This is a genomic window from Nesterenkonia lacusekhoensis, from assembly GCF_017876395.1.
Classification (GTDB): domain Bacteria; phylum Actinomycetota; class Actinomycetes; order Actinomycetales; family Micrococcaceae; genus Nesterenkonia; species Nesterenkonia lacusekhoensis.
The window spans coordinates 960,327-972,446 of the sequence record NZ_JAGINX010000001.1 but is presented as its reverse complement, the minus strand read 5'-3'; the positions used below and the strand labels follow the sequence as shown (position 1 = coordinate 972,446).

Sequence of the window (12,120 nt, the reverse complement as noted above, 5' to 3'; positions counted from 1 at the left end):
GGCGCGAGTACCGCCGCCGTCCTGATACACACCCCCAGGTGCCCAACGTCTCGTATGCCGGCTACCACCGTGGAGAGAGACCGCTTCCGAATTCCACACCCGAAGGACAGGAAGAGTCCTCTCCGGTCTTCGACGTGCGGGCCTATGGGGCAACGGCGGACGGGCATACTGACGACACCGCAGCCTTCAATTCAGCGATCGAAGCCGCCGGTGCTGCCGGTGGCGGCACCGTTCGAATCCCTGCCGGGGATTATGCCCTCGACGGTGTCGTCTGGGTCCAGCACTCTCGTGTGCTGCTCAGCGGAGAAGGCCAGGAGAACACTCGGCTCCACTTCCGCCGGCCGCTCGAGCACTGCTACCGCACCTCGCGCAGCGGCGAATGGTCGTGGGCCGGAGGACTGATCTGGTTCCTGCCTCAGGCTGTGCGACACGGCCTCGAGGAACAGGACTGGGCCTGGGGATCCAATGAAGGGTGGCGGGGGAACGCTATACTCAGCGCGGCTGCTGCGGCACCACGCGGAGCCAGCCGCGTCCGGGTGGAGAACCCCGGAGACTTCTCCGTAGGTGATCATGTCCTACTGGTTGTGGACAACATCGCAGACCACAGCCTACTGCGGCACCTCTGCGGGGATCTTCCCGAGTCCAGCTACGACTGGCAGACCGGGGCATCCTCACTGCACCGTCAGCCCAATTACTCCGCACTGCGCTGGCCGGTGCAGATCGCTCAGACAGGGGCCGAAACCGTGACCCTGGCCCAACCGCTCCGGTTCGATCTGCGACCTGAATGGAATCCGCGCTTCCTGACCCTGGGCCCTCGGATCGAAGAGTCCGGTCTCGAGGACGTCACCCTGCACATGCCGGTGGTGGATCCTCAGCCGCATAATCAGGATCTGGGCTACAACGGACCCCACTTCCAGGCCGCATTGAACTGCTGGGCTCGGCGGGTGACCGTGGAGAACAGCGACAACGCTTTCGGTCTCACCTCCACCAAAGGCGTGACGCTCCAAGAGACCACTGTCCGGGGCAGAGCACATCACCACAGCTATATCTGCCGTGAGCAGTCCCACGACAACTTGGTCCGGACCTTCGCCATCGAATCCCCCACCACCAAGCTCCCGAAGGGCTCCCTGACCCACGGATTGAACGTGGAAGGCTATTCCTCTGGGAATGCGTGGGCCGACGGGGAGATGGTAGGGACCTTCGACTCTCACCGCAGGATCCCCTTCGACAACGTGCGCACCGATATCCGCATCACCAACCGCGGCGTGGTCGGCGGAGCGAAGAAGGCCGGCCCCCACTGGGGCGCCCGATTCTGCCACTGGAACATCGAGGTCCGAAACAATCGCTCCTATGCGCTGCGGCTGGAAGAACACGCACCGTACAGCGCCATGGTGGGGATCCGGGGCACCGATAAGATCTCGCAGCAGGAACCGGAGTTCCGCGGTATCCTTCACTCCGCGACCGAAGCCCTGGACAGCCAGGTGCTGCCGCGAAACCTCTACGAGGCCCAGCTGCGCCTCAGGCTCAGATCATGACTATCCCGGAGGAGACACGCCACCGCATGCGCAGGCTCTTTATCGGCCACACGCGATTCAGCGTCCACGCCTACAGCTCGGGCAGCTTCAAGGCCACCCGGAAGGACAGCCGCTTCTCGGAGGAGGAGTACACCCGCTGGCTGTACTCGGACGATCGCATGGCTCCTCGCACTGAGCTCTTCATCGACGAGAGCCTTCCCCAGCTGGCCGAATCCCTGGAAGCGGCTGAGGACTGCGACCTGGTGCACATCGTGCACATCTCCGATTCGCTGCCCTCCACATATCGCCGGGCTCTGGAAGAGGCGGCCCAGCGCCACCCCTTCCTGCACATCAACGTGGCGCCTTCCTTCGTCGCGCCCAGTGCTCCGAACAAGAAGGTGCTCAACCGGGTGCTCAAAGGGCGCCTGCCGGAAGACAGGCTCTTCGCCATCTACCGTCTGGATGACGACGACGTCCTGCCGATCAACTTCTTCGAGCGGATGATCCCCTATGTGGATCCGGAGCACGTGGGCTGGCGCATCTCGTTCCCCCACTCGTATTCGGCTCTGCGCACTTCCCAGAGCTACATCAAACCCTGGTATCGCTACTTCCCGAAAGCCGCGGCGGGGCTCGTATCGATCCACAAGAAGACGCCGGACGGAGACTTCCTCGGGCTCCAAACCAGCCCGCCCAAGAAGGGCCATCTCTATCTCGACACCCAGTTCCCCACGGTTCTGGACTCGAGGGAACCCGGGTTCTTCCAATCGCGCCACGTCAGCCAGGACAGCACGCTCTCCGAGGACGAGACACCCTTCTTCTCCAAGATGATCAAGGAGGCCGAGAAGAAGCCGGAGGCAGATCCGTCCCTTCTGGAGAAGTACTACCCCCATGTGTTCCGTCGACTCCATCTGTGCCCTCAAGAGAACGCTGTGAGCATCGCAGACGTTGAGGGGGCGCCGCTGGGGACGCAGGGCGCAAGCTTCGAACCGCAGCTTCACGGTGCATTCCTGCTCTTCGGGAGGACGGATTCCTACAGCGAGAGTGCGAAGATCACTGTGTCTGTGGCACTGGAGCAGACCGATCCGGAGGCACCCGCCCCGCAGGCGTTCATGAAGCGTGCGGGTTTCTCCCCTGACCAAGCCGGCGGATATTCGACCACCGTGGAGACGCAGACCGCTGAGGCCGAGAACGACGGTGCCTCCGCGGGCGTCTTCGAGACTGTGATCGAGCCGGCTCCCGGTCACCGCATTGGACAGCTGACTCTCAGCGGCGACGACGATGCCGGACACCTTGAAACGCTGGCTACCTATTCCCTGACCTGAGACCCGTCTCCCACCCCACGGAAAGCTTCCCCATGCCGCGCCATACCGCTCTGACCGATCTGCTCACCGACAGCGTAGGAGACCGGTCCCCCTTCCCACAGGACACGCAGGTGTCACTGACCACCTCAGGTGACTCGCTCAGCTGGGAGTTCCCGACCGCTTTCGGCGAGGTCACCGTTCGAGCCACCCAGATCCCGGCTGGCCTCCGCCTGACCTGCCACGGATCCGGCGACGAGAATCGCCGCGTGCTGCGCAACGTGCTGGTCACCGATGCTCTGCTGAAGGCCGCGCCGAAGGAGCATCACGAGCTCGAGGTCCTCAGCGGCCGCCGCGCCACCAGACGTGCCGCGCTGACCACCGTGGCGGGATGGGTGTCGTTCATCTGTTCCCGGATGCAGACCGTCTCCCAGGTGGAGCACGGAGAGACCCCGGACGAGGACATCATCCGGGGCTTCTGGTGGGACCGGAAGGCCAACTTCGGAGACGCGATCGGTCCGTGGATCGTCTCGACGATGACCGGCAGACATGTGGTGAACGTGCGGTCCACCAAGGACTCACCCATCCCCGCGGTGGGCCGCGCCTCGGCTCTCGTGGGTTCCATCGTCCAGATGATCAACCGACCCCGGGTCGATATCTGGGGTTCGGGTCTGATGCGCCCGCTCAGCGAGGACAGCGGCCTGCGCCGACGCAGAACCACAGAGGTTCACGCGGTGCGCGGCCATCTCACTCGGCATGAGCTGCAGGAGAAGCTCGGATGGACAGTTCCGGAGGTCTATGGCGACCCGGCGCTGCTTCTGCCACGGCTGTTCACCCCCAACTCGCCCGACGGGGACCGGCGCATCGCCTTCGTCCCGCACATGAAGCACCGCACACGCTTCTCCACGATCGACGAAGCCGTCTTCGACGTCTGCGACGTCCGGGACGACCTCACTACTGTGGTCTCTCAGATCGCAGGCGCACGTGCCTGCGTCTCGACCTCCATGCACGGCCTCATCGTGGCGCAGGCCTACGGCGTGCCCTGGGTGTGGCTGAACATCTCCGATGCGCCCCTGGGTGGCGCTGACTTCAAGTTCGAGGACTTCTTCTCCACTCTGGACAGCTCCTCGCTGCCCGGCGGGGCTCCTGCGCGTGTGGACGTCACCTCCGCGGATCTGGAGAACCTCGATCTGCAGGCGATCGCAGAGAAGGCGGCTCTACCGAGCACTGCCATCGACCTCGATGCGCTCGAAGCAGCGCTGCCGCACCGCACTCTGGCCGATGAACGTCTCCGGCAGCGCGTCGACCGCAGGGCCGCCCGCCGTATGAAGCAGGCCGTGAGGAAGCTCCTCCCGAGCCGTCACCACAGCTGAGCCACGACGGCGGACCCGAGTTCGACCCGATCGTCGCGTTCGGCGCGCCTGATCAGCCTCGATCAGGCGCGCCGCTGGCTCACCGGTAGAGGTGCGGCATCTCCTCACGCAGCTTCTCGTCCAGAATCGGCGCCAGGGTCTCCACGTAGCTGTTGGTCAGGTGGCTGGCATCGCGGTAGACCACCACGTTGCCGATCACCGCGGGGCAGGATCCCTCGGGACAGATGTGGTCGAGCATGTCGACAGTGTGGATGCCCTCAGGCAGGTCCATCTCTTCCAGCGGGTTCGTCTCTGCGTAGACACCATAGTCCGGCCCACATTCTGCGGGCGAGCCTCCCTCCGCCAGACAGTCGCCGACACGCTCCTCCGGACGTGACGTGCCGCGGAGCAGGAGCAGCTCTGACCCGGCGTCGAGGATCTCATTCCAGCGTTCCTCAGCGTCCGGCGCGATCCGCTCGTCAGAGCCGGCCGGCTGTGACAACGTGCCCGGGGTGATGACTACGTCCGGCTGCCGTTCCTCGACCACTTCGGGGAATCCCGCCCGCCATTCATGGCAGGTATCGGTCTCCGGCTCGCTGACCACCCCGAAGCGGCAGCCACTCTTGTCAGCGATCAGCAGCTCCCAGTTGTTCTCCTTGGCCAGCAGAGCAAAGGCGTGCTGCCACATACCGGCATGGGAGCCTCCGGCCAGCATCAGCGTCGCCTCCGGATCCTCGGGTGCTTCTGGATCTTCACAGACTAAGACGTCCCCTGTGCCGGGATCATTGCTGAAGTCCTGCATACATCCCCAGCCCACATACATCGGCTGATCCTGAGCCACAGCCTCAGGCTGGGGGTGGTAGTCCACCCCTTCGGGCGTCTCCGGTCCGTCGGCGGTTGTGACGGCGGCGCCGGGATAGTCATCCGGGTCCATATCCGTCATGGAGTAGCCCTCCGGCAGAGGGGTATGCGTGGACGAGAGCACGAGAGAGAACGCGGCCGCGCCGGCCCCCAACGTGCTGACGCCCCAGAGCAGCGGAGTCTTCACCGCACCGGGAGAGAATCGCGCCACCGGCTGCTCCACCCAACGATGGGTCATCCAAGCCAGACCCAAAGAGACCAGGAAGACTGCCGCGGCACCACGGGCCCCGATGGCCGGATAGTCCCTGACCTCGAGGTAGAAGATGAGCAGCGGCCAATGCCAGAGGTACAGCCCATAGGCCAGGTCACCGACCCATGCGAACGGCCGCGTGGAGAGCACTCGAGACGCGGAGAACGCAGACTCGTCCTCGGTCTGCCCTGATCCTGCTGAGATCAGCACCAGTGCCAGGCCCATCAAGGGCCACAGCGCCAGCGGCCCCGGGAACTGCTGGGCCCCGTCCAGGACGAAGCCGGTGCTGACGATGAGCGCGATCCCGAGCCACCCGGCCACGAACCGAAGAGCGCGAGGCAGAACGATCCGCACTCCCACCAGTGCCAGAAGCGCGCCGAAGGCAAACTCCCACAGGCGTGTTTCGGTCATGAAATAGGTCCGCTCCTGGTCGATGCCCTGCATGTGGATGGCGTACGCAAGGGAGAGGCCCAGCAGAACTGTCATCAGAACCACTGTGGTGCGCACAGCGGAAGCGCCGAGGGCCTTGGCGATCCATACGGCGAGCAGCACCAGCAGAGGCCAGACCAGATAGAACTGGCCCTGGACCGAGAGCGACCAGAAATGTTGGAAGGGACTGGTGTCAGCCCCCGCAGCCTCGTAGGCCAGTTGGGAGCTGATCAGTTCCCAGTTCTCGAAGTAGAGAAGGGAGGACCGTGCTTCGCGGAAGAGCTGCTCGTGCTGTGTGGCAGGGAGCAGGAGCCAGCCCGCCGCAGCGGTGACCGCGATGACCAGCGCTGCGGGCAGGACGAGCCTTCGAGCCAACCGTGCCAGATATCGACCCGGCCGAAATCGGCCGCCGCTCTCGGCGACCTCGCGGAGCACCATGGCGCAGAAGAGGAATCCTGAGATTGCCAGGAAGATGTCGATCCCGCCTGAGACCCGGCCGTTGCCGAAAAGGTGGAAGAGCACCACCCCGAGGATCGCCATTCCGCGTACTCCATGGAGCTCTGGACGGAAGCGACGCTCGGGCAGGTCACGGGTCAGCTTCCCCTGCACAGCGGGGGCAGCGGTGGTGTTGGGCATAGGTCACGAGACTTTCGGGAACGATCAGCACGGCCGGTTCCGGCCGTGTCCAGCGATCCATCGTACCCCGGTTACCCCAGAGTTCCCGGCTCCCTGCCCTCAGCCCCGCGAGCCTCGAAAGACCCTGACGGCTCTCTGGACGAGCGGTGCACGCCGAAGGATCTCCAAGCCGCCGTCTTCGTCCCTCTGGGGAGCTAACGGCGCGAAGGCCGAAGCTTCAGGAAGCTCCACCGCCGGATGCAGCGAGACAGAAGCCTCGGTCGAGGCTTTGTATCCGCGCAGGCTCAAGGTGAGGAGGTACCGCCCTTCCTCCCGGACCTCCTCCGGGCTGATGCGGATCCGATGCCTCTCCCCCTCGGTACGCACTGCCACGTGCACAGTGACATTGCAGGCCTTCTCCACAGTCTGCAAGACAGCACTGTCAAGGACTTCGACTCCCGGGGGAACGACGAGCTCCACGTCGACGCCCCCGTCCTCCCTCAGCACGACCTCCGAACAGGTCATGACGTGTGGAAGCCTTTGGGGCGGGTTGACGTAGTCCGGATCGCCCGTGCTCAGGCTGAGGTGAAGCGCGTTCTGATGGCGTCCCACAGATTCTGCGGGCACGAACAGGGTGCTGGTCTCCCGTCGCCGCAGCAGCTGGGAGAGGTCTCGGAGCTGCTCGTCGCTGAGCTGTTTCGGGCCCCCTGGCACCAGGATCAACTCGTGATACAGACGTGACGCTGCCTCCAGTGAGGGCTGACGAACTCGGGACAGCCTACCCAGCAGAGCCGCGCGCCGCCGCAGCTCGCTCATACCCTCAACGGTGCGCCGCTTGTCCCAGGCTTCCCATACGAGTCTCAGCAGCTCCACCTCCGCGTCCACCACCAGCGCGTAGGCGTACTGCAGTCGGGCTGGAAGCTTCCGCCATTCCTCGATGTCCCTGAGCTCGAGCAGCCGCCGCAGAAGGCTCCGGGCCTCAGAGCCGACAGTCACCTCGGAATCCGCCCTGAGCAGAGGAGTCAGGAAACCCCGGACATGTCCTTCCAAACTGGTCCTCCAGAAGGCCGCCCATACAGGACCGCCCTGCGGCATGAGACGCTGCGCCGCCTCCAGCTCCTGTTCCAGGAGCAGCACGACGTCTCGGTTCCAGCCCTGAGACTCTGCGCTGTCTCCCGGCGGAAGAGCCGGCCTGGTATCCCGCTGGATCAGACAGACTTCGGACACGAGCAGCGTGCGGGGACGTCTCTCCAGCAGGTTCACCGACAGCGCCAGATCCTCTCCCAGCACGTGTGTACCGGGCACGATGCCGACTTGACGGGCCCACTGCGCTCGGAGAAGAAAACAGGGCGCACCCCGCAGACCGATCAGACCAGGCGAACGGCGCAGATCCGTCACGTGGTGCGGGTCGCTGATCTGCAGATGCTTCCATCGGCCGACCGGCTGGACGGTGCGGGTGGCCGAGTGCTCGAGGTGGCGTCCGACGACCAGGTCCGCCCCCTGGCGCAGCGCGGCAGCGAGCAGAGTGACCAGCCCTGCAGGTGCCGCCATATCCGCAGGGCGCAGGAACGCGAGGAACTCGCCCTGGGCTTCCTCCTGGAGCTGACGCCACCCGGCAGGTCCCGAGTCCGAGCGAATTGCTCGAACACTCACCGAATCACCGGCGGGCTGCTTCGGCAGAGAGTCCAGCAGCGGTTCGGGCCCCGCCACGAGAACCTCCAGTGAGGCACCGCGCTGGGCCGTGAGGGAGGCCAGGCATTCGTCCAGCCATACGGCGTCCTGCTCCTGGGCCATCAGCAGCACGGAAATATCAGGCCTGATCACCCTTGCCCCCGTTCCGCTCCGCCGGCCGGCAGGCTCTGAAGCAGGTCCAAGAAGCCGTGGGACATATGCCACGGCAGATGTCTGCGGGCGAAGGCATCGGCCGCGCCACGGGAGGCCGACGCCGCCGCGATCCCCTCGGAGATGGCGTGCTTCAGCCCCTCTGGGTCTGATTCGTCGAAGAGATGCACCCAGTCTTCATCTTCGAAGAGAGTCTCGAACTGAGGTTCACGAGGCAGCACGCACGGTGTGCTGAACGTTGCAGAGAGATAGGCACTGCCAGAGTTCAAGACTTTGGCGTAGGGGAAGACCATGAGATCTGCGGCACGGAACCAGGTCTGCAGCTCGTGGTCCGGCACAAACTCATAGAGGCGCACACAGTCGATGCCCTGCCGATCAACAATGCTGTCCAGCTCCTCCTCCACCCCTGCCTGGGGCTTTCCAGCCAGTAGGACAGTGATCTCCTGGCCCTGTGTCTTCAGAGAGCCGACCGCCTCCAGGAGGCGCTCGATTCCCTTATACGGCCGGACCTGACCCACGAAACCGACCACAGGACGATCCGGCCGGATGCCCAGCGACTCGCGTGCCTGATCGCGCGTGATCTCCTGCGGATAGACCCCGCGATACGTGGAGTGTTCGATGGTGACGAACTCTGCCTCGCCCACGGAACAGTGTTCGCGGACCAACTCTTCAGTGCGGCAGTTGAGCTGAATCACATGATCGGCGTAGGCCCCCATGAAATTGCTGAACCGTCGCTCCAGACTGAGGAACTCCGAGTCGTGTGAGACCAGGTTGTGCACCGTCCAGAGGAGGAAGGAACCACGGCTGCGGGCGCGCGCCACAGCGGTGCAGAAGGATCTGAGGTTCTCCTCCACCTCCTGAGGGTCCGCATCTGTCCGAAAGATCGGCCAGCTCCACTGGACGTGGATGACGTCACCTGCGCCGATCTCGTCCAAAAGCTCGACGAAGCGCGTAAGGACGCTGGTCTCCCGAACATTCCATTGCGCAGCCCTGGGAAGCAGGTAGAGCATCCTGGAATAGGGGTTCATCCCCGCCCGTGGGAAGGAGACCAGAGTGCGCATCTCTACGCCTTCACACGTCCTGCGTACCCGGCTGCCGTGCGGTGGTCTTCCAAGAACCTGAAGCCTCGTTCCTGCTGGGTGGCGTAGAGATCCGCCTCCCACAGTTCAGACACGGCCGAGGGGACGTCCTTCGGGCCTGCATACACCAAGGCGTCACCGTACTGTTCTTGAAGTTCCACAGGTGCGATGCAGACCACGCCGGCCCGCAGGGCTGCCACGATGCTGGGCTCCACCGACTCGTCCCACAGCTCACGAGTATGGACGAGCAGGAAGTCCAGCTCGTCGAGATACTCTGCGAAGCCGGTGACCGAATGGTCGCGCACCGACCAGCTCTCAGGCATCTCACCCCTGGCCAGGATCTTCTGTGTGTACAAGGTGTTGAGGTTGGCACGCAGGGAGACTCCGTACGCGCCGTCGCGCGGAAACATGACGTCGCGACGGGACGGCTCCGGCCAATTGGCCTCCTCCTCACTCCACGGTCGACCGACCATAGGAGCTCGGCCGTCGGCGATCCCCGTTGGAAGAGGACGGCGCAGGGGCTCAGCGGGCGAGTCCCATGGGTCGGACAAGACATCGTCGGTGGGGATCAGAGACCGCAGCTCCCTGATCGCGTGCGGCGAGGGTGCCGCCCAACGCGGCCGCCGGCCGAACATCGCCGCGACGTTTGCCGCAACGTCGCTGAGGTCGTAGCTCGCGCTGCCTGCGGAGAGGACCGCCGGGGCACGGTTGGCCACGACGATGACGTCCTGCGGCACCAAGGCGGCTTCGGTCCCCTGCAGCAGCTGCACCACCGGCGGCCAGTGGATGATCAGACGACCAGCCGTGGCCTTGCGGTCCAACGTCAGGCGGTCCACCCGCCCGTCCAAGAACATCTGCTGAAGTTCAGGGATCATCCGCCGTTTGGCGGCGGTCGAGATCAGGCCGTTCTGCAGCGGAATGATGCCCACTGAGAGCCCCTGGGCCAGTGCCGCTTCGATCTCCTGAAGCAGTGAGAGCGTGTTGCCGCCCCACAGTCCGAACTCCGAGAGGTAGACGACGTCGTAATGGGGAATGTGATCTTTGTTGCGCTGCGGCAGGAAGGACGGCGGGGCCACCCAACGTCGCTCACCCGGCGTGTAGTCCAGATGCGATGACGCTCCAGCGGTGATGTTCTCATGCCAGACCCGGTATGCGTCCTGGTAGATCTCACGATCGGGATGCCGGTACCCGAGACCGAAGTCGTTGCTGGTCAGATTGCCCTCTCCCAGCAATGAAAAGGCCAGCGGGACAGACACATCGGCGATCAGCTTGGTTCCGTACGCCAACTCGAATCGGGTGCGGTACTCGTTGTCCGCTGACTTCCGAACCGGGTCCCAGTAGCCGAGGGTCTCTTTGACCTCCTGGGTGCGATACATGATGGAGGCAAAGCTGGGGTGGATGACCCGGTCGGGACCCCACCGGACGAGGAACTTCATCGATTCGTCCACACGCACCCAGTTGACGATGTTTCCGGCCTTCTCAGGAGTGTCTCGCAGATCCCGTGCCTGGTACTCGATCCTCTGCGGATGGTGCCAGTCGTCCTTGTCTGCGATGGTCACGAAGTCGCCTCGGGCCATGTCGAAGGCGTCATTGCGCACGGAGTAGGCTCCGCGGTTCTCCTCACAGAAGACCACACGGATGCGATCGTCCTCGCGCTCCCACGCACTGAGCTGCTCACGGAAACCGGTGGGGTTGCCATCGGCGTCGTACTGCGGGGAGGCGTCGTCGACGATCAGAATCTCGAGGTTGCTCCACGTCTGGTTCAGCAGGGAGCGGATGGCCACATCAGTGGCCTCGTTGGGCTCATAGATGGGCATGATCACAGTGACCAGCGGCATCTCCTCGCCCTCGACCGGCGAGGCGTTCGTCACGATCTCGTAGAAGGACGGGTTCTGCGGATCTTTGAAGGACAGCGGCGCGAACCCTGCCTCCTCGAACTTCTCGTTGAGGCGACTCAGCCACTCCCCGGCCTTGTGCGGATTGCGTGCGACCACAGGATTCACCGCGTTGAGCCCGAGGAACGCCTGGGAGTAGGCGCGATCCGGTCTCTCTTCGGGCAGGGACAGGACCTGCTCCGCCTTCAGTGTCTGACCGTCCCAGGTGAGCAGGTCCGCGTAGAAGGAACGGTCCTGGCCCTCCAAGAAGTTCTCGACGTCGTAGAGGTCCTCAGCCAGCTCATAGAGCTTGAGGCAGTCCATGAGGTCCTGCGTGCTCAGCCGCTGACTGTAGAGCACTCGGGCGAGCGAGAAGAGGGCAGGCTTCCAGAGTCGACGCTGAAGAGCTGCAGCCGATTCACTGCGACGCCGACCCACCCGAGCAGCGTCGACCGCCCGCATCAGGGCGCGATAGTCCAGGGCACCGCTGCTGGCAGTCAGGGCGAGGACGTCACGCGCACCGACATTCTTGGTCTCGCGGGCCATGCGGGTGAACCAGGTGAGCTGTCCAGGACGGGAGCGCAGATTGGCGGCCCAGGCGGAGAGCGCCGAGGGCGGACCGGCCGGCTCCACGCTCTGCTTGGCGGGCTGGGCAGTGCTGGGGCTGCGTTTGGCCACCACGGCGGCGCTGCGTCCGCGGACACGACGCGAGAGCACACGGACACCGTAGATCTGGACGAGCAGCAGAGTGCCGATCGCTCCCATCACACTGAGCACGACCAGCGGTGTCAGCTGCAGCACAGCGAACACGAAGGAAGCAGCGGCAAAGAAGCCGAACACTCCCAGAACAGTCCAGTGCAGCAGGGTGAGGCTCTGCACCCTCCGTCGGAGTCCTCCAACAATGCTCACAAATACGCTACTTTCAACCTTCGGCGATCTCGGACAGCGCTGGTCAGTCTAGACCAGCACTTCGGGCACCTCAGGCAGACCCGCCAGGCGGTGCTCT

The 12,120-nt window shown here is 64.5% G+C and carries 7 protein-coding genes; 3 read left to right on the top strand and 4 right to left on the bottom strand.

Annotated elements, in window-relative coordinates; translation table 11 throughout:
- Nucleotides 1–38 precede the first annotated feature (38 nt).
- From JOF45_RS04650 to JOF45_RS04640, 3 genes are all read left to right on the top strand, one after another.
- On the top strand, nt 39–1,535 hold the full coding sequence (locus JOF45_RS04650; RefSeq protein ID WP_210048194.1) for a glycosyl hydrolase family 28-related protein: 1,497 nt from the start codon (nt 39–41) through the stop codon (nt 1,533–1,535).
- A complete protein-coding gene (locus JOF45_RS04645; RefSeq protein WP_210048192.1) occupies nt 1,532–2,836 on the top strand; it encodes a glycosyltransferase in 1,305 nt (434 codons plus the stop codon). The genes JOF45_RS04650 and JOF45_RS04645 overlap by 4 nt, the downstream gene beginning before the upstream one ends.
- Before the next feature lie 110 nt (nt 2,837–2,946).
- Entirely contained in the window at nt 2,947–4,185 is a 1,239-nt protein-coding gene (locus tag JOF45_RS04640) for a polysaccharide pyruvyl transferase family protein (protein ID WP_210048191.1), read from the top strand.
- A 79-nt stretch (nt 4,186–4,264) separates the two neighbouring features.
- Here the strand turns inward: JOF45_RS04640 and JOF45_RS04635 are convergent, their stop codons facing one another.
- The 4 genes from JOF45_RS04635 to JOF45_RS04620 all read right to left on the bottom strand — a co-directional run bounded on the left by JOF45_RS04635 (nt 4,265) and on the right by JOF45_RS04620 (nt 11,993).
- A complete protein-coding gene (locus JOF45_RS04635) occupies nt 4,265–6,340 on the bottom strand; it encodes an acyltransferase family protein (RefSeq protein WP_210048190.1) in 2,076 nt (691 codons plus the stop codon).
- 99 nt (nt 6,341–6,439) lie between these two features.
- Complete coding sequence (locus JOF45_RS04630) at nt 6,440–8,143, bottom strand: glycosyltransferase family A protein (protein ID WP_210048189.1); 1,704 nt, start codon at nt 8,141–8,143, stop codon at nt 6,440–6,442.
- Entirely contained in the window at nt 8,140–9,222 is a 1,083-nt protein-coding gene (locus tag JOF45_RS04625) for a glycosyltransferase (RefSeq protein ID WP_210048188.1), read from the bottom strand. Before JOF45_RS04625 ends, JOF45_RS04630 begins: the two co-directional genes overlap by 4 nt.
- Before the next feature lie 2 nt (nt 9,223–9,224).
- On the bottom strand, nt 9,225–11,993 hold the full coding sequence (locus tag JOF45_RS04620) for a glycosyltransferase family 2 protein (protein WP_210048187.1): 2,769 nt from the start codon (nt 11,991–11,993) through the stop codon (nt 9,225–9,227).
- Between the last annotated feature and the right edge of the window lie 127 nt (nt 11,994–12,120).